Annotated in this window: 22 protein-coding genes; 13 read left to right on the plus strand and 9 right to left on the minus strand. The window is 72.1% G+C overall.

The window, feature by feature from the left end:
* Positions 1-48 precede the first annotated feature (48 nt).
* Together DEJ21_RS17235 and DEJ21_RS17240 are read left to right on the plus strand one after the other, a co-directional pair.
* The gene (locus DEJ21_RS17235; RefSeq protein WP_111225434.1) at positions 49-456 is read left to right on the plus strand and encodes a MarR family winged helix-turn-helix transcriptional regulator; all 408 of its coding nucleotides are present in this window, start codon (positions 49-51) and stop codon (positions 454-456) included.
* A 74-nt stretch (positions 457-530) separates the two neighbouring features.
* Entirely contained in the window at positions 531-1,574 is a 1,044-nt protein-coding gene (locus tag DEJ21_RS17240) for an LCP family protein (protein ID WP_111225435.1), read from the plus strand.
* Positions 1,575-1,648: 74 nt separating this feature from the next.
* On the opposite strand, the gene DEJ21_RS17245 is transcribed toward DEJ21_RS17240, so the two are convergent.
* The 6 genes from DEJ21_RS17245 to DEJ21_RS17270 form a co-directional block, all read right to left on the minus strand.
* Positions 1,649-2,353 carry a transglycosylase family protein gene (locus DEJ21_RS17245; RefSeq protein ID WP_111225436.1) on the minus strand — a complete coding sequence of 235 codons (705 nt, stop codon included), beginning with the start codon at positions 2,351-2,353 and terminating at the stop codon, positions 1,649-1,651.
* 302 nt (positions 2,354-2,655) lie between these two features.
* Positions 2,656-3,807 carry a 23S rRNA (uracil(747)-C(5))-methyltransferase RlmC gene (gene rlmC / locus DEJ21_RS17250; RefSeq protein ID WP_111225437.1) on the minus strand — a complete coding sequence of 384 codons (1,152 nt, stop codon included), beginning with the start codon at positions 3,805-3,807 and terminating at the stop codon, positions 2,656-2,658.
* Positions 3,808-3,814: 7 nt separating this feature from the next.
* The gene (locus DEJ21_RS17255; protein ID WP_375342408.1) at positions 3,815-4,681 is read right to left on the minus strand and encodes an SMP-30/gluconolactonase/LRE family protein; all 867 of its coding nucleotides are present in this window, start codon (positions 4,679-4,681) and stop codon (positions 3,815-3,817) included.
* Between the two features lie 40 nt (positions 4,682-4,721).
* On the minus strand, positions 4,722-5,342 hold the full coding sequence (locus DEJ21_RS17260) for a DedA family protein (RefSeq protein ID WP_071404822.1): 621 nt from the start codon (positions 5,340-5,342) through the stop codon (positions 4,722-4,724).
* A 67-nt stretch (positions 5,343-5,409) separates the two neighbouring features.
* On the minus strand, positions 5,410-6,069 hold the full coding sequence (locus tag DEJ21_RS17265) for a FadR/GntR family transcriptional regulator (protein ID WP_111225438.1): 660 nt from the start codon (positions 6,067-6,069) through the stop codon (positions 5,410-5,412).
* On the minus strand, positions 6,066-6,788 hold the full coding sequence (locus DEJ21_RS17270; protein ID WP_181435951.1) for an SDR family oxidoreductase: 723 nt from the start codon (positions 6,786-6,788) through the stop codon (positions 6,066-6,068). The genes DEJ21_RS17265 and DEJ21_RS17270 overlap by 4 nt, the downstream gene beginning before the upstream one ends.
* Before the next feature lie 45 nt (positions 6,789-6,833).
* Here DEJ21_RS17270 and DEJ21_RS17275 point away from each other — a divergent pair, with 45 nt between their 5' ends.
* The 7 genes from DEJ21_RS17275 to mnhG all read left to right on the plus strand — a co-directional run bounded on the left by DEJ21_RS17275 (position 6,834) and on the right by mnhG (position 13,961).
* Complete coding sequence (locus DEJ21_RS17275) at positions 6,834-7,586, plus strand: SDR family NAD(P)-dependent oxidoreductase (RefSeq protein WP_111225440.1); 753 nt, start codon at positions 6,834-6,836, stop codon at positions 7,584-7,586.
* Positions 7,587-7,687: 101 nt separating this feature from the next.
* Positions 7,688-10,600: a Na+/H+ antiporter subunit A gene (locus DEJ21_RS17280; protein ID WP_111225441.1), complete on the plus strand. Its 2,913-nt coding sequence runs from the start codon at positions 7,688-7,690 to the stop codon at positions 10,598-10,600.
* The gene (locus tag DEJ21_RS17285; RefSeq protein WP_110865552.1) at positions 10,597-11,007 is read left to right on the plus strand and encodes a Na(+)/H(+) antiporter subunit C; all 411 of its coding nucleotides are present in this window, start codon (positions 10,597-10,599) and stop codon (positions 11,005-11,007) included. The genes DEJ21_RS17280 and DEJ21_RS17285 overlap by 4 nt, the downstream gene beginning before the upstream one ends.
* Entirely contained in the window at positions 11,004-12,695 is a 1,692-nt protein-coding gene (locus tag DEJ21_RS17290) for a Na+/H+ antiporter subunit D (protein WP_111028653.1), read from the plus strand. Before DEJ21_RS17285 ends, DEJ21_RS17290 begins: the two co-directional genes overlap by 4 nt.
* Complete coding sequence (locus DEJ21_RS17295; RefSeq protein WP_111225442.1) at positions 12,692-13,273, plus strand: Na+/H+ antiporter subunit E; 582 nt, start codon at positions 12,692-12,694, stop codon at positions 13,271-13,273. The genes DEJ21_RS17290 and DEJ21_RS17295 overlap by 4 nt, the downstream gene beginning before the upstream one ends.
* A complete protein-coding gene (locus tag DEJ21_RS17300) occupies positions 13,270-13,608 on the plus strand; it encodes a hypothetical protein (RefSeq protein WP_051597118.1) in 339 nt (112 codons plus the stop codon). Before DEJ21_RS17295 ends, DEJ21_RS17300 begins: the two co-directional genes overlap by 4 nt.
* On the plus strand, positions 13,605-13,961 hold the full coding sequence (gene mnhG, locus DEJ21_RS17305) for a monovalent cation/H(+) antiporter subunit G (protein ID WP_071245814.1): 357 nt from the start codon (positions 13,605-13,607) through the stop codon (positions 13,959-13,961). Before DEJ21_RS17300 ends, mnhG begins: the two co-directional genes overlap by 4 nt.
* Positions 13,962-14,038: 77 nt before the next feature.
* On the opposite strand, the gene DEJ21_RS17310 is transcribed toward mnhG, so the two are convergent.
* Together DEJ21_RS17310 and mgrA are read right to left on the minus strand one after the other, a co-directional pair.
* Positions 14,039-15,280 carry an MFS transporter gene (locus DEJ21_RS17310; RefSeq protein WP_111225443.1) on the minus strand — a complete coding sequence of 414 codons (1,242 nt, stop codon included), beginning with the start codon at positions 15,278-15,280 and terminating at the stop codon, positions 14,039-14,041.
* Positions 15,281-15,727: 447 nt separating this feature from the next.
* Complete coding sequence (gene mgrA, locus DEJ21_RS17315; protein WP_071245810.1) at positions 15,728-16,771, minus strand: L-glyceraldehyde 3-phosphate reductase; 1,044 nt, start codon at positions 16,769-16,771, stop codon at positions 15,728-15,730.
* A 90-nt stretch (positions 16,772-16,861) separates the two neighbouring features.
* Between mgrA and DEJ21_RS17320 the strand changes: the two genes are divergently transcribed.
* The 3 genes from DEJ21_RS17320 (at position 16,862) to soxR (ending at position 18,991) form a co-directional block, all read left to right on the plus strand.
* Positions 16,862-17,317: an iron chaperone gene (locus tag DEJ21_RS17320; protein WP_220036588.1), complete on the plus strand. Its 456-nt coding sequence runs from the start codon at positions 16,862-16,864 to the stop codon at positions 17,315-17,317.
* Positions 17,318-17,319: 2 nt separating this feature from the next.
* Positions 17,320-18,366, plus strand: a complete 1,047-nt coding sequence (locus DEJ21_RS17325; protein WP_239001385.1) for a YdcF family protein — start codon at positions 17,320-17,322, stop codon at positions 18,364-18,366.
* A 79-nt stretch (positions 18,367-18,445) separates the two neighbouring features.
* Positions 18,446-18,991, plus strand: a complete 546-nt coding sequence (gene soxR, locus DEJ21_RS17330) for a redox-sensitive transcriptional activator SoxR (RefSeq protein WP_111110771.1) — start codon at positions 18,446-18,448, stop codon at positions 18,989-18,991.
* Here the strand turns inward: soxR and DEJ21_RS17335 are convergent.
* Positions 18,988-19,428, minus strand: coding sequence for a MarR family winged helix-turn-helix transcriptional regulator (locus tag DEJ21_RS17335; RefSeq protein ID WP_250897430.1), 441 nt, complete (start codon positions 19,426-19,428; stop codon positions 18,988-18,990). The genes soxR and DEJ21_RS17335 overlap by 4 nt on opposite strands.
* Positions 19,429-19,474: 46 nt before the next feature.
* On the opposite strand from DEJ21_RS17335, the gene DEJ21_RS17340 reads away from it, so the two are divergent.
* Positions 19,475-20,719: a multidrug effflux MFS transporter gene (locus DEJ21_RS17340; RefSeq protein WP_111094368.1), complete on the plus strand. Its 1,245-nt coding sequence runs from the start codon at positions 19,475-19,477 to the stop codon at positions 20,717-20,719.
* Positions 20,720-20,873 lie beyond the last annotated feature (154 nt).

Below are 20,873 nucleotides of genomic sequence, written 5' to 3' on the forward strand. Positions count from 1 at the left end.
GCTGATTACTTGACGGTCGAGCGCTCCCGACGACCATAGAATCACGGCATGCAGGACACGAGCGAGCAGTGGCCCCTCGGGCGCCTGCTGTCCGCGGCTGCACGGTCCGTCGAGCGGGACTGGGACGAACGGCTCCGCGCCATCGGGCTCTCGCACGCCGCGGTCGTCGCGATCGACATCCTCATCCGGACCGGTCCGACCGGCGCGGACACCATCGCCCGAACGGCCCGGGTCCAGCCGCAGACGATGTCCCGCACGCTCGAGCGGATGGAGCGGGACGGTCTGGTCGAGCGCGCCCCGCACCCCGCCGATCGTCGGCGCCGCGTCGTGAGCGTGACACCTGCCGGCCGGTCAGCGTGGGAGACCGCGCGGCACATCGAGCGCGAGGTCCTGCCGGAGGACGCGGCGCTCCGATCGGCGCTGGGCGAAGTGCTCAGCAAGGCGCAGTCCGAGTGAAACACTGTTCCTGAAATACCACATGCGATAAGATCCCGTGGTCGGTCCGTGCCGACCTGACCACAGGAGCCCGCATGTCCGAACGCCGAGCCGCCCGCGCGGCCGTTGCACACGCTCACCACGCCGCCAGCAGCAGACGGCGGCGGCGGCGGCCGTTCCTCGTCGCGCTGATCACGACGCTCGGCTCGCTCGTCGGCGTCGCCCTGGTCGTCGCCGTCGTCGCGAGTGCGTTCGTCGGCGGTCTCGCTCGGAGCTTCGACGCCGGGCGCGAGACCATCACGAACCCGTTCCCGAGCGGTACCCGACCGACGCCGACGGCAGGCGAGAACGTCCTGCTCATCGGTTCCGACTCCCGGGCGCAGGGCAACCCCGATGGCGGCCCTTCGACGTCCGGCGGGCGCTCGGACACCCTGATGCTGGCGCACGTGCCCGCCGATCGCCAGCACGTCTACCTGATGTCGATCATGCGGGACTCCTGGGTCGAGGTCCCCGGGCACGGGCGCGCCAAGATGAACGCCGCGTACGCCTGGGGCGGGGTACCCCTGACCGTGCAGACCGTCGAGCATCTCCTGGACGTCCGGGTCGACCACGTCGCCGAGATCGACTTCACCGGGTTCGAGGACATGACCGATGCCCTCGGCGGAGTGACCGTGTCCTCCCCGCAGGCCTTCTCGACCGCCCACCACGACTTCGTGGCGGGGACGAACCGCCTCGACGGCGCCGACGCACTCGCCTTCGTGCGGGAGCGCCACGCCTTCGCCGACGCCGACCACACCCGGGTCCGCAACCAGCAGGCGTTCATGCGCGGCGTCGTGGACGGGCTGCTGTCCCGCGGCACGGTCACCAACCCCGGGCGCATCCAGGACTTCGTCGCCGCGACCAGTGAGCACCTGTCGGTCGACGCGGGGTTCACGTTCGCTCGGATGGCGGAACTCGGGTGGTCGCTCCGCGCGGTCCGGGCCGACGACCTCGTGACCTTCACGGTGCCGACGGCGGGCTCCGGGACGTCACCGGACGGACAGTCGATCGTGACGCTGAACCAGCTCGCGGTCGGGTCCCTGTCCCAGGCGCTCCGGTCCGACGACGTCGCCGGCTGGCTCGCCGACAACCCGCAGTAGCCCGGCGCCTCACGCACGACGACGCCCCACGACTCGAGGTCGTGGGGCGTCGTCGTGTTCGGTCTGCGGAGAGATCAGGCGGGGAGCTGGAGCTCCTGGCCGGCGTAGATCAGGTTCGCGTCGTCGATGGTCGACGTGTTCGCGGCCCAGAGCTGCTTCCAGCCGCCCTCGATCCCGAGCTTCGTCGCGATCGTGTCGAGCGTGTCACCCGAGGCGATCGTGTAGGTCTTGCCGCTCGTCTTGACCGGGGCCGGCTTGCTCGGCGTCGTCGCTGCCGGGGCGGGCGTCGACTCGGTCGTGCTCGGCGCGGCCGGCTGCGGGGCGGCCTGCTCGGCAGGAGCCGGTGCCGGAGCAGCGGGCTGCGGGGCGGCCTGCTGTGCGGGCGCCGGAGCCGGTGCGGGGGCCGGAGCCGCCGCGGCGGGCGCTGCACCGCTGGTGCCGCTCAGCCCGAGCTGGGCGGAGCAGGCGGGCCATGCGCCCCAGCCCTGCGAGGCGAGGACACGCTCGGCGACGGCGATCTGGGCCTCGCGGCTGGCGGAGGCGGGGTTACCCGCGCCACCGTTGGCCTGCCAGGTGCCGAGGTTGAACTGCAGGCCGCCGTAGTAGCCGTTGCCGGTGTTGATGGCCCAGTTGCCGCCGGACTCGCACTGCGCGAGCTGGTCCCAGGTCGAACCGGACGCTGCGTTCGCGGGGGTTGCCGCGAGGCCGACACCGGTCGCGGCGATGCCGGCGAACGCCAGGCCACCGACGATGGTGCGGGTACGGGAAAGCTTCTTCATGTGATTGCTCCACCGGGGTCACGAGCCGCATCTGTTGCGGAATCCACTGCCCACCCCGACCGATCGCGGTCAGTTGTGGGGGTGCGCCACCGGGGGCAGTGGTCATCGGGCCGGCGGCACCTCGGTCGGCAACCATAGGAAACTCTTGACCGTTATCAAACCGAGACAAACGGTTCTACCCGTGCATGCTATGTACCCCACCCCAGAACCTGAACGGCTCGATGCCCATGGCCATGGTGATCGAGGCGTACCCGGGTACGTGTCCTTGGCAATTCCCTGGCAATGCCGATCGGCGGTCGGGATCAGGCCCGCGTGAGCAGGGTCACGGCCTCGAGGTGACCGGTCTGCGGGAACATGTCGAGCACCCTGGCCCGGCGCAGCCGGAACGACGGCATGCGTGCCAGGTCCTTCGCCAGGGTCACCGGGTTGCAGCTCGAGTAGACGACGTGCTGGACGTCCGACTCCTCGAGCCAGGTCGACAACCGCTCCCCGATCCCGCGACGCGGAGGGTTCACGACGACGAGCTCGGGCACCGCGTCCGGACGGGCCCGGAGGGCGTGCTCGGTCGCGTCGTCGGCGGCGAACCGGAGGCCTTCGAGGCCGGTCTCACGAGCGGACTGCTTCGCGGAGCGGATCGCCTCGGCGCTCGTCTCGATGCCGGTCACCACGCGGCCGGGACGGGCAGCGTGCAGCGCGAACCCGCCGACGCCGCAGTACAGGTCCCACATCGACGCCGGGTCGAGCTCGTCGATCCAGGCCGTCGCCTGCGCGTACAGCTCGGTCGCGACGCCGGTGTTCGTCTGGAAGAAGCTCTGCGGCCGCAGGTGCATCGTGATCCCGCCGAGCCGCATCGGCAGGGTCTCCTGCTCGGTCAGCACGATCTCGCGGTCGCCCTCGGTGACGGCCTTGTGCTCGGGCAGCAGGTTGGCGGTCACCACGACCGCGTTCGGCAGTGCGGCACGCAGGGCGTCGAGGTGTTGGCGGAGCCGCGGGAGCTGCCCCTCGGAACGCAGCACGAACCGGATCATCAGCTCGCCGTCGGGCGACTCGGTGACCAGGACGTACTTGAGCTCACCCCGGCGCGCGGCGACGTCGTACGGGATCAGCCCGGCGGTCGAGACGAACTCGGCCAGCACGGGCAACGCGTGCCGGATGCCGGGCGTGCAGATCCCGCAGTGCCGCAGGTCCACCCCGCGCTGCCGGTGGTCGAGGATGCCGACGGTGGGGTGCTGGACGGTCCCACCCACGACCATCTTCGCCTTGTTCCGGTACCCCGACTCCGGGCTCGTGATCGCGGGCGACCAGGAGACCGCTCCGGGGCCCCCGGCGGCCTCGACCGCGGCGTGCAGGAGCTCGCGCGTGCGGAGTTCCTTGTCGAGGACCTGGTCGGCGTAGGGCTGGCCCATGAGCGTGCACGACCGGCACACCCCGCGGTCGAAGTAGTCGCACTGCATGGCCGAGTCAGGATACGGCAGCGTCCCGCGTCGTCGTGGCGATCCGGTACACGGACGTCGTCGCGGTCAGGAAGAGGGTCGTGCCGTCGTCGCCACCGAAGCACAGGTTCGACGTGACCTCCGGCACGGCGACCGCACCGATCCGGGCACCCGTCGGGTCGAACACGACGACGCCGCGGTGCGAGGACGACCAGACGTTGCCGTGCACGTCGACCCGGATGCCGTCCGGCGCACCCTCTCCGGGCTCGAGCCGCGCGAACACCCGGCCGTTCTTCAGCAGGTCGCCTCGGCGGTCGTAGGCGCGGATGACCGGCTCGTCGCCCGACGAACTCGCGATGTACAGCACCCGCTCGTCCGGGTCGAAGGCCAGGCCGTTCGGCTCGTCCAGGTCGGTCGCCACTGGTCGCAGGTCCTCGCCCGCCGGGCCGCACCGGAACACCCAGTGGTCGCCGTACTCACGCACGCCCGGGTGTCCCTCGCGCGGCTGGGTGATGCCGTAGGCGGGGTCGGTGAACCAGACGCCGCCGTCCCGCGCGATCACCACGTCGTTCGGGGAGTTGAACCGGCCCCCGTTCCACACGTCGACGATCGGCGTGACGACGCCGTCGCGGTCCCGCTCGACCCGACGCAGCCCGTGCGAGCACTGCACGACGCTGCCGTCCCGGTCGAGCGTCCGGCCGTTGGTGAACTCGACAGCGTCCGCGTACACCGAGGTCTCCCCCGAGTCCGCGTGCCACTGCAGGATCCGGTCGCCCGGGATGTCGGACCACCGCAGCGTGCGCGTCGACGGGATCCAGCAAGGCCCCTCGGCCCAGGTGCTGCCGGTGGCGATGCGCTCGAGCGCGGCGGGGTCCGGTACGAGGTCGTCGAGCAGCACGGGTTCTCCTTCGAACGGGGTGCTCAGCCTACGTTCGTCAGGCCGCGGCCGCAGCCTCGCTCCGGCGTCGCACGGCCTTCTCGATTGCGGAGATCGCGAGGCCGAGCAGGATCGACGCCACGACCGCGAGGGTCGTGACGAGGAAGGGCTGCTCGCGGCTCCAGCGCCCGGTGGCCGAGGCGATGCCGACGCAGTACGCGGCCCACACGACGTCGGCGAGCACACAGCTGAGCAGGAACCGACGGAGGTCGAGCCCGCTGTCGGCGCCGACCAGGTTCGTCGTCAACCGGCCCATCGGGATGAAGCGTCCGAGCACCGCGATGCGTCCGGGAGCGGCACGGTAGCGGCCGTCGATGGCGTCCCGGGCCGCGCGGACCTTCGGACGCGCGAACCACGACCTCGAGCCGAGGTCGACCGACCGCGCCAGGTGGTAGAGCCCGAGGTCGCCGAGGACCATCCCGATCGACGCCGCGACGACGAGGAAGAGGACCGGGAGGAGACCGCCGTCACCGCCCACCAGGAGCGTGCCGATCGCGACGACGAGTGCCTGGCTGGGCAGGAAGACCGCGACGCTGCCCACGGCGAGCACGAGGCCGACCACGAAGAACGCCCACGGGGTGCCGACGAGCTGGACGACCAGGTCCTGTGCTGCGTCCACGACTCACCCTCCACGGGCGCCGGAGGGGCGCGCCGGGGTCCATCCTCGCAGGTCCGGCGCGCCCCGCTCACGTGCGGTCGACGATCGCCCGCATGATCGAGGCCGCGTCGTCCGGGCGGCCGTCGAGGACGGCGTCGGCGAGTGCCAGGTGGAGGCCGACGTCGTGGAGGTCCGGGCGGATGCCCACGCGCTCGCGCAGTACCTGGCCGACGACCTGGTGCAGGCGTCGGTACAGGGCGTTGCCGGACAGGTCGAGCACGAGCGCGTGGAACCGCACGTCCGCGGCCACGAAGTCGAGGCGGTCGTCGCGGGTCGCGGCGGCGGCGAGCTCGTCCGCGGTGGCGCGGAGGGCCTCCCGTCGGTCCGCGCACTCGTCGAGCGCCGCTCGCCGGGCTGCTGCGGCAGCGGCGGCGGGTTCGACCGCCGCGCGCAGCTCGCGGAGTTCGACCGCGACCCGGTCGCCGTCCGGACCACGCAGACGCCACCGCACCACACGCGGGTCCAGGACGTCCCACTCCCGCACGTCGAGGACGGTCACGCCGACCCGGCGCCGCGCGGTGAGCAGGCCGAGGGCGACGAGGACGCGGACGGCCTCGCGGACGATGCTGCGACTGGCGCCCGTCCAGGTCACCAGGTCGTCGACGCTCCGGCGACTGCCCACGGCGACCGCACCGGAGACGACGGCGGCACCGACCTGGTCGAGGACCCGTTCGAAGGTGCTCGTCACCGCTGCGAGACCGGCGACAGCACGAGCTCGTCGATGCGCACGTGCGCCGGCGACCCGAGCACGAAGGCGACCGTCCGCCCGATGTCCTCCGGTTGGAGCATGCGCTGCCGCGCGGCCGCGTCGGGGACCTCGGGCCGCTGGTCGAGGAAGTCCGTCGCGACGTCACCCGGGCACAGGTGGGTGGCACGCACGCCGTGCTCGGCTTCCTGCTGGTTGAGCGTCCCGACGACCGACGCGAGCGCGGACTTGCTCGCCGAGTACGCGACACCCGCCCCGGGCTGGAAGGACCACCCGGCGTACGACGACACGACGACGACCACGCCGCCGGCCGCGCGGAGTGCCGGCAGCGCGGCGTCCACCAGCGAGACGACGGCGGTGAGGTTCGTGTCCACGATCGCGCGGAAGTCGGTCAGCGACTGGTCGTCCCACCGGCGCCTCGGGGCGTTGAGCCCGGCCGCCAGCACGAGCCCGTCGAGCCGCCCGTGCCGGTCGAGCACGGTGTCCCGCGCGGCGGTGACGGCGTCGGGCTCGTTCGCGTCGAGGGGCAGGACGTCCGCGGTTCCCCCGGCGTCGCGGATGGTGCGTGCGACCTGCTCGAGCCGCTCGGCACGGCGCCCGCTGAGGACCACGGTCCAGCCGTCCCGCGCCGCCGCCTCGGCGCTCGCGGCCCCCATGCCGCTGCCCCCACCCGTGACCCAGAGCACACGCTGATCCGTCATGCTCGAATAGTATGCCTATTCAAGGCACCGACGACGGGAGCAACGATGCACCTCGACCTGACCGACCGCGTGGTGGTCGTGACCGGCGCAGCGCGCGGGATCGGCCGCACGCTCGCCGACCGCTTCGTCAGCGAGGGGAGCCGCGTCGTCGCGCTCGACCTGACCTTCGAGCCGGACTTCCCGCTCGACCACGTCGTGTGCAACGTCGCCGACCCGCAGTCGGTGCGCGACGCCGTGGACGAGGTCGTCCGGCGGCACGGCACGATCGACGTGCTGGTGAACAACGCCGGCATCAACGTCACGGGCACGGTCGCCGAACTGGAGTGGGACGCCTGGCGCCGCTGCATGGACGTCAACCTCGGCGGCACGTTCCTGATGAGCCAGGCCGTGGCTCCGGTGATGCAGGCCGCCGGGCGCGGTCGGATCATCAACGCCGCATCGTTCGCGGCGATCGTGCCCAGCGTCGGGAGCGCGGCCTACGCGGCGTCGAAGGCAGCCGTCGTCTCGTTCACCCGGGTCCTGGCGTCGGAGCTCGGCCCGTGGGGGATCACCGTGAACGCCTACGCACCGGGCATGGTGCCGACGGCGATGAACGGCTTCGCGACGATGCCGGCCGAGGCGCAGGACCGCCTGCTCGACACGCTGTCGCTCCGCCGGTGGGAGACCGCGGACGACGTCGCCGACCTGCTCGTCTTCGTGGCGAGCGACGCTTCCGGGTACATCACCGGCACCCTGCTCGACGTCTCCGGCGGCAAGCTCGCGACCCAGATCCCCGCTCGCGCGCACGGCCGGACCTGAGCGGACTGCTGTCCGGCCGCACAGGTTCTCCACATGGCCCTCTCCGTAGGCTGTGAAAGCCCAGTGAGCCGGACTGCAGCCCGACCCCGAGGAGGTGCCCGATGGTCCTCGTCCTCGTCGCGTTCGCGATCGTCGCCCTGATCGTCCCCGCCCTGACCCCCGTCCTCGGCCGCCGCGCGTTCTACGTGGCGGCCCTCGCCCCCGCCGCGGCGGCGGTGCTGACGATCGCCCAGACCGACGCCGCCCTGCACGGCAGCGTCGTCGAACGGCACCAGTGGGTCCCCCAGCTCGACCTCGACGTCACGCTGCGGATGGACGCCCTGTCGTGGGTGCTCGCCCTCGTGGTGTCGATCGTCGGCGCGTTGGTGCTGGTCTACTGCGCCTCGTACTTCGAGCGGGACGAACCCGGGCTCGGTCGGTTCGCCGGGGTCCTGACCGCCTTCGCCGGCTCGATGTACGGCCTCGTGATCGCCGACGACGTCATCGTCCTGTTCGTCCTGTGGGAGGCCACGACGGTCTTCTCCTACCTGCTCATCGGGCACGACGCCGCGAAGCGTGCCAGTCGTGCCGCCGCCATGCAGGCGCTCGTGGTCACCACCGCGGGTGGTCTGGCGATGCTCGCGGGCCTCGTGATGCTCTCGGTCTCGGCGGGCACGACCTCGCTGTCCGCGATCGTCGCCGATCCCCCGAGCGGCACGGTCGTCTCGGTGTCGGTGGTCCTCGTGCTGCTCGGGGCGCTCACGAAGTCGGCGATCGTGCCGTTCCACTTCTGGCTGCCCGCCGCGATGGCCGCACCGACCCCGGTCAGCGCGTACCTGCACGCCGCGGCGATGGTGAAGGCCGGCATCTACCTGGTGGCCCGGCTCGCCCCCGCGTTCGCACTGCTCGACGGCTGGCGCGAGACGATCACGCTGCTCGGCGTCGCCGGGATGCTCGTCGGCGGGTACCGGGCCCTGCGGCAGACCGACCTCAAGCTCCTGCTCGCCTACGGCACCGTGGCCCAGCTCGGGTTCCTCGTGCTCGCCGCCGGGTGGGGCGCGCCCGCCGTGGCGCTCGGCGGGGTCGCCCTGCTCGTGGCGCACGCCGCGTTCAAGTCCACGCTCTTCCTGGTGGTCGGTGCGATCGACCACACCACCGGCACCCGCGACCTCGGGCGCCTGAGCGGCCTCGGCCGGAAGGCACCGTGGCTGGCGGTCGTCGCGGTGCTCGCGTTGCTGTCGATGGCCGGGATCCCGCCGACGATCGGGTTCGTCGCGAAGGAAGCCGTGCTGACCGGGTTCACCGAGTCCCTGCACGGCCCCGACGCCGGCTGGGCCTGGTTCGCCCTGATCGGCGTGACCGTCGGGTCGGTGCTCACCGTGGCCTACTCGCTGCGGTTCCTGTGGGGCGCCTTCGCCCGCAAGCCCGGCGTCGCGACCACCGAGCCGCACGCCCTGCACGGCCTCGCCGTCGTGCCCTCGGTGCTCGCGCTGGCCGGCCTTGCCCTCGGCCTGCTCACCCCGGTGGTCGCGCACGGCATCGAGCCCGCTGCCACGACCGCCGCACTCGGTGGCGAGGACGTCCCGCACCTCGCGCTCTGGCACGGCCTCGAACCCGCGCTCGGCCTGTCCGCGATCACCCTGGTCGGCGGCCTCGCACTGTTCGCCCTGCGTCGTCCGGTCGAAGCGCTCCAGCACCGGCTCGCGGGGTTCCCGAGCGCTGCGGGCACGTACCGGCACGGCATGCGACTGCTCGACCGCGGAGCGACCGGACTCACCGCGAGCCTGCAGCGCGGCTCGCTCCCCTACTACCTGACCGTGATCCTGTCGGTCTTCGTCGCCGGGGCGCTCGCCAACCTGGTGCTCGGCGGGCCGTGGGAGTTCCACGTCCGGTTCGCCGACTCGTGGGGCCAGATCCCGGTGATGATCGTGATGTCGATCGCGGGCATCGCGGTGCTCACGGCGAAGACCCGGTTCGCCGCCGCGGTGCTGGTCGGCGTCACCGGCTACGGCCTCTCGGTGCTGTTCGTCCTGCACGGCGCCGTCGACCTCGCCCTGACGCAGCTCGTGGTCGAGACGGTCACCCTGATCGCCTTCGTCCTGGTGCTCCGACGGCTGCCCCCGCGCATCGCCACGACCAATCCGTCGCGGTTCCGGGTCGTGCGGGCGCTCTTCGCCGGGCTGGCGGGGCTGACGCTGGCGATCGTCGTCGTCGTTGCTGCCTCGGCCCGGACGGCACGCCCCCTCTGGCCCGACCTGCCCGCGCTGACGAGCTCGTTCGGGCACGGTCTGAACGTCGTGAACGTCGCCCTCGTCGACCTGCGCGGCTGGGACACCCTCGGTGAGCTCACGGTCGTGGTCGCCGCGGCCACCGGCGTCGCGAGCCTGATCTTCGTGAACTCGCGCGAGGACACCCTGCCCCGGCTGCGCGACCTGCCCGAGACCCTGACCGCGAACGGCGAGCGCACCGACGGCGAGCCCCGCGCCTGGCTGCCGACGAGCGCCGCGATCCCGACCGGCCGTTCGGCACTGCTCGACGTGGTCGTCCGCCTGCTGTTCCACGGCCTGATCGTGCTGTCGGTGTACCTGCTGTTCGCCGGGCACAACTCGGCCGGTGGTGGGTTCGCCGGTGGCCTGGTCGCCGGCATCGCGCTCGCGGCCCGCTACCTGGCCGGCGGCCCGGCCGAGCTCGGTGCAGCGGCCCCGGTGCGTGCCGGTCGACTACTCGGGCTCGGTGTCGCGACGGCAGCGATCACCGCGATCGTGCCGCTGTTCTTCGGCCGTGAAGCCCTGTACTCCGAGTTCTTCGAGGCCACCGTCCCGATCCTCGGGCACGTCGAGTTCGTCACCGCCACGTTCTTCGACATCGGCGTCTACCTGGTCGTCGTCGGCCTGGTGCTCGACGTCCTCCGCAGCCTCGGTGCCGAGGTCGACCGGCAGCGCCTCGAGGACGCCTCGACCCCGACCCGCGACACCACCGAGGGGTCCGTCAGCGACGCCCTCGATGCCCCCACCCCGGAAGGGAGCGCCACGTGACCGTCACCCTCGTCCTCGTGATCGCCATGGCGGTGCTGTTCTCGTGCGGCGTCTACCTGCTGCTCGAACGCTCCCTGACCCGGATGCTCCTCGGCTTCCTGCTGCTCGGCAACTCGCTCAACCTGCTGCTGCTGGTGATGTCCGGCGCCGCGGGCGACCCGCCCATCGGCAAGAGCGCCGAGGGCATCACCGACCCGCTCCCCCAGGCGTTCGCCCTGACCGCGATCGTGATCACCTTCGCCGTGAGCGCGTTCCTGCTGGCCCTGATCCACCGGTCGTGGCAGCTGTCCCGCGCCGACGAGGTCGAGGTCGACGAAGCCGACGCCGCCATCGGCCGCGACCGCGACGAGGCGGCCGACGAGGACCCGGAGACCACCACCGACGCAGAACAGGAGGCGACCCGATGACCTGGCTCGTCCCGCTCCTCGTCCTCGTCCCGCTGCTCGGTGCCGCGGTCGCGCTCGGACTCCTCCGCCACCAGAAGCTCCAGCGTGCGATCACCGTCGTGGTGCTCGTCGTGGCCCTGGCCGTCGCCGCCACGCTCATGGTCCTGGTCGACCGGCACGGCACGATCGTGGTGCAGGTCGGCGGCTGGGACGCCCCCTACGGCATCTCACTCGTCGTCGACCGGCTCAGCGCGCTGCTGCTCACCGTCAGCGCGAGCGTCCTGCTGCTCGTCCTGCTCTTCTCGATCGGGCAGGGCCTGGCCGCCGACGACGAGGACGCCCCGGTCACGATCTTCTACCCGACGTACCTGGTGCTCGCCGCCGGTGTGCTCGACTCGTTCATCGCCGGTGACCTGTTCAACCTGTACGTCGCGTTCGAGATGCTGCTGGTGGCGAGCTACGTGCTCATCACGCTGGGCGGCAGCGAACAGCGCGTCCGGGCCGGCACGACGTACATCGTCACGAGCCTGATCGCGTCGGCGATCTTCCTCGCTGCCATCGGGCTGGTCTACGGCGCCACCGGCACGGTGAACATCGCCCAGATCAGCGAGCGCGTCGCCGACCTGCCGGAGCACGTCCAGCTGCTCCTGCACACGATGCTGCTGATCGGGTTCGGCATCAAGGCGGCCGTGTTCCCGCTGGCGTTCTGGCTGCCGGACTCGTACCCGACGGCCCCGGCGCCGGTCACCGCGGTCTTCGCGGGCCTGCTGACGAAGGTCGGCATCTACGCGATCATCCGGCTCGAGACGGTGATCTTCCCGCGACCACAACTCAACGAGGTGCTGCTCGTCGTCGCCGCACTGACGATGGTGGTCGGGGTGCTCGGCGCGGTGTCGCAGACCGACGTGAAACGGCTGCTGTCCTTCACGCTGATCAGCCACATCGGCTTCATGGTGATGGGCGTCGGACTCGGCACCGTCGCGGGGACGGCGGCAGCGGTGTTCTACACGGTGCACCACATCGTCGTGCAGACCACGCTGTTCCTGGTGTCGGGCCTGATGGAACGTGTCGGCGGGACGACCTCGACCCGGTCGCTCGGCGGACTGCTGAAGGCCGCTCCGCTGCTGGCCGCCCTGTACCTGATCCCCGCGTTCAACCTGGGCGGGATCCCGCCGTTCTCCGGCTTCATCGGCAAGCTCGGCCTGTTCCGCGCCGCCGCCGAGGACGGTTCCCCGATGGCGTACGTCACCATCGGCGCCGGCGTCGTCACCTCACTGCTCACCCTGTACGCGCTCATGCGGGTCTGGGACGCCGCCTTCTGGCGGCCGAAGCCGGCGGCCGAGGCCGCCGCCCCGCACGCGACGAGTGCCGAACCGCACGCCCACCTGCGCTCCCCGGAACCGGCGCCGCTCACCGTCTCCGAGGAGACGGGCGAGGCGTACCACCCGGGAGGCTCGGTGACGGTCACCGACGCACCGCACGCGGCCCGTGCCTCCAGTCCGACCACCGGCGCGACCGAGGCGGTCGGCGAGGCTCCCGAGAAGGTGCGCCTGCCGCGCATGCTCGTCGGCGTGACGACCGTCGCGGTGCTCGGGTCCGTCGCCCTGACGGTCGTCGCCGGCCCGCTCTACGGCTACGCGACCCGCGCAGCGGAGTCGCTGGAGTCGCCCGACCGCTACGTGCAGGCCGTGCTCGGAGGTGAGCGATGACCGACGTCCGCCGCATCTCGAACGCCCGCCGGATCGCGCTGGCGTGGCGCTACGACGTGCCCCTGGTCGCGGGACTCACCGTGCTGTGGGCGCTGCTCTGGGGGTCGTGGACCCCGCTGACGCTGCTGTGCGGCATCGTCGTGGCGCTCATCGTCACCCAGGCGCTGCCGCTCCCGCCGGTCCCCCTGTCCGCACGGTTCTCGATCATGCACGTGCTGCGGTTCCTGGTGGTGTGGTCCGGGCTCGTCGTCGTGGCGTCCTTCCGGGTCGCCTGGGTCGCGTTCCGTCCCCGCGGTGTGCGGCGGAGCTCGATCACGCTCGTGCAGCTGCACTCGACCTCCGAGATGACCTTCACGCTGGCCACCCTCGCGATCTCGCTCGTGCCCGGCTCGTACGTCGCCGACGTGGACCTGCGGCGCCGTCGCCTGCTGCTCCACGTGCTCGACACCGAGCGCCTCGAGCAGGTCGAGGACGAACGCCGCGTCGCACTCCGGATCGAGGCCATGGTCATCCGCGCACTGGGATCCAAGCAGGACGTCTCCGAGCTGTCCGAGCCCCTGCCGGAGGTGACCCGATGAGCCCCGCCGTCGTCGTGATGGGCATCGCCGTCGCGCTCGTGCTCGCGCTCCTCGGGGCGACGTTCGCCCTCGCGGTGTTCCGCATCGTGCGCGGCCCGACCATCCTCGACCGCATGATCGGCTCCGACATGGTGCTGACCACGGTGCTCGTGGTGATCGCCGCCGCGATGGTCATCCGCCAGGACCTGACCGGCATCCCTGTGCTCGTGGTGATCTCGGCGACGAGTGTGTTCGCCACGGTCGCCGTCGCCCGGGCCGTCACGCCCTCGGCCGACCCGTCCGACGAGGGACTGACCGTCACCACCCCCGAGCGCGCCGAGGAGGACCAGTCGTGATCGAGATCATCGAGTCGTTCGTCGACGACGCCGGCATCCGCGCCTGGATCGCCATCGGGCTGCTGCTCGTCGGGTCGCTGCTGTCGCTCGGCGCCGGGGTCGGCATCGTCCGGTTCCCGGACCCGCTCGTCCGTCTGCACGCCATGGCGAAGCCGCAGGTGCTCGGGCTCGCCCTCGCCCTGGCCGCCATCGTGGTCGCGGTGTGGACGTGGACGGCGTTCTGGGTCGTGCTGCCGATCATGGTGTTCCAGCTGTTCCTGGTGCCCGTGTCGACGCACATGATCGCCCGCGCCGGCCTGCGCGCCGACGACTACCGGCACGAGGATCTGCTCGTCGACGACACGGAGTCCTGACGCACCGACCTGACCGGCTGGAGGCCCGTGGCGGCGTCGCCACGGGCCTCCGGTCCGTCAGGTGGTCACGTTCGCGGTCAGGCGGTCGCGACCCGGCGCGGGAGCAGCAGGTTGCCGACCGCCGCGACCACGACGATCGCGGCGGAGACCGCCGGCAGCAGCATCGCGGCCGCGGTGCCGTGGTGCTCGGCGACGTCCCCGGTGATCGCGGAGGCGATGGACTGCCCGACGATCACGGCCGACCCGAGGATTGTCATCGTGGTCGCGGACCGGCCGACCGGTGAGCGGTCGGAGCCGAGGCTGTACTGGGCGACCAGCGTGGGGCCGATCCCGATGCCCATGATCGCGAGGACGACGCCCGCGGCGACGACGGAGTCGGCGCTGGCGAACGCGATCGCACCGCCGAGGAGCACGACGCCGAACACGAGCCAGCGCCAACCGAGGCCGAACGACCGCGGGAACGCTGCCGACCCGAGCGCCAACCCGGCGGAACCGATGCCCATCAGGCCGTAGAGCAGGCCGGCCTGCGAGGCCTCGCCGTGGGTCTCCATGAACGCCGTCAGCGAGGTGAGCGTCGAGCCGAAGAACAGGCCGATGCCGAGGATGCCGACCACCACGACGACGAGCCGCGGACGCAGGAGCTGCCGCGCGGGTGCCTGCGTCGACTCCGCGTGCTGGCCGACCACGAGCTTGCCGGTCGGGTGCAGCGCGAACGCCGTCACGAACACGAACGTCAGGACCGAGGCGCCGGCGACGGCCACCCACGGGGCGATCGCGCTGGCGAGGATGCCGACCAGGAACGGGCCGATGATGAACACGGTCTCGTCGGCGGCGGACTCGTAGGCCATGGTGCCGCTGAGGGTCTTCTCGCGCCGCGCCGGGGCCATCCGCTGCCGGATGATCGCGACGAGCCGGGTGCGGGACATCGGGGCGACCTGCGGGGCAGAGGCGCCGATGCAGAACGCGACCGCGAGGACGGCGAGGTCGGGCGCGGTGCCGCTGACGACGAACGGGAAGAACCCGAGCAGCGCCGCGTTCACCAGGCCGACGGGGACGAGCACCGCCCGCTGGCCGTAGCGGTCGGCCGCGGCGCCGACCATCGGGCCGAAGATCGCGGAGCCGATGCCGACGGCGGCGGAGTTGATGCCGCCGAGGGCGACGGAGTCACGGGCGGCGACGACGAGGGTCAGGACGCCGACCACCATCATCGCGAACGGGAGCCGGGCGATGAAGGCCACGGGGAAGTACCAGCGGCCGGCGAGGGAGACGAGTGAGCGGTCCGGAGCGGGCGGGGCGTCGGTTGAGCGGGTCTGGAGCATCGGGGTTGTGCCTTCTCGGCCCGCCCGGTTCGGTGGCGGCGGACCCATCGGGTGCCGCCGTTGTCCGCCGGGATGCCGGCGGCCGGTAGATACACACTGCGTGTTGTCGAACGCTGTCGATGGTACCAACCGGCCGCCGCGCCCCGGAGGAGTTCGCTCCGGGCGCCGTCCCGGCGGTCAGCCGTGGTGCGGTCGCAGACCGTCGCCTGCGGCGCCGCCAGCCAACAGGTCGTGACCGCTCGGCGCGCGACCCGCGACGTGTCGTGACCGGCCGGCGGGGCCGGCCACGCGACGCAACGCGACCGGACGACGGACGGGAGGCGCGTGGCGGCGTGCCCCGTGCCTCCCGTCCCCTTGCCGCGCGCCCAGGGCCCCGCACCGGTCACGACACCCCGCCGGCCGTGCGTGGCGCGGTCGCAGACCGTCGCCTGCGGCGTGGCGCTCGGGTCAGGAGACCTCGCCCGCGCGGGCTCCCGCCCACAGGTCGACGTCCGTGATGCCGACCGAGTGCTCGTCGATGACGCGGAGCTCCTCGTCCGTGAACGACGTGTTCGACAGCGCGGCGACGTTGTCCTCGAGCTGCGACACCCGCGAGGCACCGATGACGAGCGAGGTCACCCGCTCGTCGCGGAGCGCCCAGGCGAGGGCGAGCTGCGCGAGGGACTGTCCGCGCGCGGCCGCGACGTCGTTCAGGGCACGGAGGTGCTCGACGACCTCGGGCGTGATGCTCGACGCGTCGAGGGACTTGCCCGCTGCCGCGCGGGAGTCCTCGGGCACACCGTTCAGGTACTTGCCGGTCAGCAGCCCCTGCGCCAGCGCGGTGAAGCCGATCACGCCGAAGCCGAGCTCGCCGGCGGCGTCGAGCAGCCCCTCGGTCTCGATCCAGCGGTTGAGCATCGAGTACGAGGGCTGGTGGATCAGGAGCGGGGTGCCGAGGTCGCGGAGGATCTCGGCCGCCTGCCGGCTGCGCTCGGCGTCGTAGGACGAGATGCCGACGTACAGCGCCTTGCCCTGCTGGACCGCGGTGTGCAGGGCGCCCATCGTCTCCTCGAGCGGGGTCGAGGCGTCGAGACGGTGCGAGTAGAAGACGTCGACGTAGTCCAGGCCCGTGCGCTGCAGCGACTGGTCGAGCGAGGCGAGCACGTACTTGCGCGAGCCACCGCCCTGCCCGTACGGCCCCGGCCACATGTCCCAGCCGGCCTTCGTCGAGATGACCATCTCGTCGCGGTAGGGCCGGAAGTCCTCGCGCATCAGGCGGCCGAAGTTCACCTCGGCGGCACCGTACGGCGGGCCGTAGTTGTTCGCGAGGTCGTGGTGGGTGATCCCGAGGTCGAACGCCCGGCGGCTGATGGCACGCTGGTTCTCGAAAGGCATGTCGTCCCCGAAGTTGTGCCAGTACCCCAGGGAGAGCAGCGGCAGGTCGAGGCCCGAGCGGCCGGTCCGGCGGTACGTCATCGAGTCGTAGCGGTCGTCACTGGCGATGTAGGTCATGGGACGAGCCTGGCACTCGTTCGGGCTCTGCCCTCGCATGCTTCGCTTCGCGGACCCATGATGGGTGCACGAGACCACGAGGAGACGACGATGGCACGGACGACGAAGACCGAGACCACCTTCACCGACGAGGAGCGCGCGGCGATGCAGGAGCACGCCGCCGAGGTCAAGCGTGCTCGCGGCACGAAGGGCACCAAGGCCGAGAAGGCCGCAGCCGACGCCGCGGCGGTCGAGGCGAAGATCGCTGAGATGCCCCAGCCGGACCGGGGGCTGGCCGAGCGCATCCACCGCCTCGCGCTCGAGGTCGCGCCCGAGCTCGCGCCGAAGCTCTGGTACGGCATGCCTGCCTACGCGCGGGACGGCAAGGCGGTGTTCTTCTTCCAGGACGCCGCGAAGTTCAAGGCCCGCTACGCGACGCTCGGGTTCCAGGACTCGGCCGCGCTCGACGACGGCACGTTCTGGCCGACGTCGTGGGCGATCAGCCCCGACTTCTCCGAGGCCGACGAGGCACGGGTGGCCGACCTGATCCGTCGCGCGGTCGGCTGACGGTGCTCGGGCTGGGCGCCGCTCCCGTCTTCGCCCTGCTGTTCCTGGTGCTGTACGTCCTGGGGCGGCGACGGGACCCGCGGATGCTCCGCAACGGGGTGTTCCTGACCGCGGCCGTGCTGTTCGGGCTCGCGACGGTCGTGGCCGTGCTGACCAGGGTGGTCCCCGGGTTCAGCCTGCTCGTCGCCGTGGTGCTGTTGCTCGTGCCGCTGGCCGTCGTGGTGCTCGGCGTCGCCCTGGTCGCGAACGGCCTGCAGATGCTCCGGGCCGAGGGACGCAGCGTCGGCAACCTGCTGTCGCTCGCCGCCGGCGTGGCGGTGTTCGTGCTGCCGGCGGTCGCCATCGCCCTGCTCGTCTCGGGCAGCGGCGAGGGCTTCACGCTGTGGGACGGTACGAAGATCGCGGTCGCAGTGCTGATGGTGTTCGTCTGCGGGTACTTCGCGCTGTCGCTGGTGGCGTTCGCCCTGTACTCCGTGGTCTACGGGCGGACGCGGCACGGCATCGTCCCCGACACGATCGTGGTCCTCGGCTCCGGGCTCGTGCACGGCGAGGTCCCACCCCTGCTGCAGAGTCGACTCGACCGGGCGCTCGGCGTCTACCGAGCCGAACGGGCAGCCGGACGCCGACCGCTCCTCGTGCCGTCCGGCGGACAGGGCGACGACGAACCCCGCCCCGAGGGGACCGCGATGGCCGAGTACCTGGTGGCGCACGGTGCCGACGCGGACGACGTCGTGGCGGAGACCGCGTCGCGGAACACCCGCGAGAACCTCCGGTTCTCGCGGGACGTGCAGACGGCGGCCGGACGGGACGGCCAGATGGTCGTGGTCACGAACAACTACCACGTGCTGCGGGCGGCGACCCTGGCCCGCCGCCTCGATCTGCCCGCCCAGGTCGTCGGCGCCCGCACGGCGGCGTACTACGTCCCGAGTGCGTTCCTGCGGGAGTTCGCCGCGGTGATCGTCGAGCACCGCTGGCTCAACGTGGTCGCCTGCACGCCGTTCGTGCTGTTCACCGGGTTCCTGCTCTGGGAGTCGTTCCAGCAGCGGTAGACGCGACCCACGGGCGGACTGGAGGCCCGTGGCGGGCCCGCCACGGGCCTCCAGTCCGAGCCGCCGTAAGATCTCGACCATGGTCGAGATCCAGCCGCCACGCCCCACCGACCTGCTGCCCATCGGCGAGATCGTGCGCCGCACGGGCGTCGCCGCCTCGGCCCTGCACTTCTACGAGCGCAAGGGGCTGATCCACCCGGAGCGCACCGACGGTGGCACGCGGATGTACCCGCGGCACGTCGAACGGCGGATCGCGATCATCCAGGTGGCCAAGCGCCTCGGCATCCCACTCAGCGAGGTCGCCGAGCAGTTCGAGGCCCTGCCCGCCGACCGGATGCCCTCGCTGCGCGACTGGAACCGGTTGAACGAACGGTGGCGCGCACGACTGCGGGCCCGCCAGCTCGAGCTCGAGCGCCTGCAGCAGGAGATGACGCAGTGCATCGGCTGCGGGTGCGTCTCGCTCGGGGCCTGCTCGGTCGTGAACCCGGGTGACGCCCTGGGCGACGAGGGGCACGGCGCGCGTCGCCTGCTGCCGATCCAGGACGAGGCGGCCGACGATGCCGACACCGCTGCCGACGACGCCGCTGCCGCTGCCGCTGCCGCTGCCGAGGACGCTGTCGCCTAGCCCGCGCGCAGTCCGTCGTCGATCCGCTGCAGCAGCTCCAGCGCCTCGACCGCACCGCGCTCGTCGCCACCGAGGGCCGTGCGGAGCTTGCCCGACCAGTGCCGGTAGAGGCGGTCGACGCTCTCCTGGGCCAGGGCGGTCGAGTGCAGCTGCACGGTCCGGGCGTCCGCCGGGTCCTGGCGCCGCTCGACCATGCCCTTCGCCACGAGCGACCGGAGCGCGACGCTGAGGTTGCTGCGCTGCAGGGCCGTCGCCTCGGCGGTGACACTGGGCGAGGTGCCGGGGTTGCGGTTGATCCACCGCATCACGAGCGCCTCGGTGCCGGTCAGCGGCACGATGTCGAGGGTCTCCGAGCCGTGCGGGTCGATGTCACGCGCGATCCGGAGCAGGACGTCCGCGAACTCGGCGAGGACGTGGTCGGACACGGCGGAGTGCATGACCGTACTGTACCGATCTCCGGCGATGAGTTATGCTTTCATAACAATGACCACGGACACCGGAACCATCCGCGCGACGATCGCGACACCCACGACCAAGCAGCAGGGCATCACGACCGCGCTGCTCCTGGTGCTCGGCCTGCTCAGTGCCGTCGCCCCCTTCGCCACCGACCTCTACCTGCCGGCGTTCCCGCAGATGACCACCGAGCTCGGGGCGAGCGCCACCGCCGTCCAGCTCACCCTCACCGCGTTCCTGGTGGGCGTGACCGCGGGCCAGCTCGTCTTCGGTCCGCTGTCCGACCGGTTCGGCCGCGTGCCGCCGCTCATCGCCGGCGCCGCGGTGTGCGTGCTCGCGAGCATCGCCGCGGTGCTCGCGCCGAACATCGGCGTGCTCATCGCGGCCCGCCTGCTGCAGGGCCTCGGCGGTGCGGCCGGCATGGTGATCAGCCGTGCGGTCATCTCCGACCTGGCGACCGGCAAGTCCGCCGCCCGTGCGTTCTCGCTCATGATGATCGTCGGCGGGGTCGCCCCGGTCGTCGCACCGCTGCTCGGTGGCCTGCTCACCGGTCCGATCGGCTGGCGCGGCCTCCTCTCGATCGTGCTCGGCCTGTCGGTCGTCATGCTCATCGCGGTCCTCGCCGTGATCCGCGAGACCCACCTGAAGGAACACCGCGACGCCCTGCGCGAGGAACGCCGCGGCTCGGGCTCGGCGCTCCGTGCCCTGCGCTCCCGCACGTTCCTCGGCTACACCGCCGTGTTCGGCTTCGCGTTCGCCGTGATGATGGCCTACATCTCCGCGTCACCGTTCCTGTACCAGGACATGATCGGCTTCGGCACGGTCGGCTACGGCCTGGCCTTCGGGCTGAACGCCCTGGCGCTGATGGGCGTCAGCATCCTGTCCGCCAAGCTCACCGCGACCCGTTCGGTCACGGGCGTGCTGTCGCTCGGCATCGTGCTGGTGCTCGCGTCGACGGTGGCGTTCGCGCTGCTCGTCGTCTCCGGGGCACCGGTCATCTGGCTCGCCGTGCCGCTGTTCACCGCGGTCGGTTCGCTCGGTCTGGTGCTCGGCAACGCCACGGCGCTCGCCCTCGGTGCCGTGCCCTCGGCCGCCGGCAGCGCCTCGGCCGTGCTCGGTGCCCTGCAGTTCGGGCTCGCGGCGCTCGTGTCCCCGCTCGTCAGCATCGGCGGCTCGGACACCGCGGCGCCGCTGGCGATCGTGATGCTCGCCGCAGCCGTGGTGGCCGTCGTGGCGCTGCTCGCGGCGCGGGGCCGGACCAGCACGCTCCGCTGACCCGGAAGGACACCGGCCGCTGACCCGGAACGGCGCCCGCCGCTGACGTGGAACGACACTGTCGACGTCGCCCGACATCGACAGTGTCGTTCCACGTCAGCGGCGGGCGCCGTTCCGGGTCAGCGGCCGGTGTCCTTCCGGGTCAGCGGAGCGT

Source organism: Curtobacterium sp. MCSS17_006, assembly GCF_003234215.1.
GTDB classification, from domain to species: Bacteria; Actinomycetota; Actinomycetes; order Actinomycetales; family Microbacteriaceae; genus Curtobacterium; species Curtobacterium flaccumfaciens.

Excerpts from the sequence above, each read along its gene's own strand:
- DEJ21_RS17235 (WP_111225434.1), top strand. The coding sequence starts at position 49 with ATGCAGGACACGAGCGAGCAGTGGCCCCTCGGGCGCCTGCTGTCCGCG.
- DEJ21_RS17240 (WP_111225435.1), top strand. The coding sequence starts at position 531 with ATGTCCGAACGCCGAGCCGCCCGCGCGGCCGTTGCACACGCTCACCAC.
- DEJ21_RS17245 (WP_111225436.1), bottom strand. The coding sequence starts at position 2,353 with ATGAAGAAGCTTTCCCGTACCCGCACCATCGTCGGTGGCCTGGCGTTC.
- rlmC (WP_111225437.1), bottom strand. The coding sequence starts at position 3,807 with ATGCAGTGCGACTACTTCGACCGCGGGGTGTGCCGGTCGTGCACGCTC.
- DEJ21_RS17270 (WP_181435951.1), bottom strand. The coding sequence starts at position 6,788 with ATGACGGATCAGCGTGTGCTCTGGGTCACGGGTGGGGGCAGCGGCATG.
- DEJ21_RS17275 (WP_111225440.1), top strand. The coding sequence starts at position 6,834 with ATGCACCTCGACCTGACCGACCGCGTGGTGGTCGTGACCGGCGCAGCG.
- DEJ21_RS17280 (WP_111225441.1), top strand. The coding sequence starts at position 7,688 with ATGGTCCTCGTCCTCGTCGCGTTCGCGATCGTCGCCCTGATCGTCCCC.
- DEJ21_RS17290 (WP_111028653.1), top strand. The coding sequence starts at position 11,004 with ATGACCTGGCTCGTCCCGCTCCTCGTCCTCGTCCCGCTGCTCGGTGCC.
- DEJ21_RS17295 (WP_111225442.1), top strand. The coding sequence starts at position 12,692 with ATGACCGACGTCCGCCGCATCTCGAACGCCCGCCGGATCGCGCTGGCG.
- DEJ21_RS17300 (WP_051597118.1), top strand. The coding sequence starts at position 13,270 with ATGAGCCCCGCCGTCGTCGTGATGGGCATCGCCGTCGCGCTCGTGCTC.
- DEJ21_RS17310 (WP_111225443.1), bottom strand. The coding sequence starts at position 15,280 with ATGCTCCAGACCCGCTCAACCGACGCCCCGCCCGCTCCGGACCGCTCA.
- mgrA (WP_071245810.1), bottom strand. The coding sequence starts at position 16,771 with ATGACCTACATCGCCAGTGACGACCGCTACGACTCGATGACGTACCGC.
- DEJ21_RS17320 (WP_220036588.1), top strand. The coding sequence starts at position 16,862 with ATGGCACGGACGACGAAGACCGAGACCACCTTCACCGACGAGGAGCGC.
- soxR (WP_111110771.1), top strand. The coding sequence starts at position 18,446 with ATGGTCGAGATCCAGCCGCCACGCCCCACCGACCTGCTGCCCATCGGC.
- DEJ21_RS17335 (WP_250897430.1), bottom strand. The coding sequence starts at position 19,428 with ATGCACTCCGCCGTGTCCGACCACGTCCTCGCCGAGTTCGCGGACGTC.
- DEJ21_RS17340 (WP_111094368.1), top strand. The coding sequence starts at position 19,475 with ATGACCACGGACACCGGAACCATCCGCGCGACGATCGCGACACCCACG.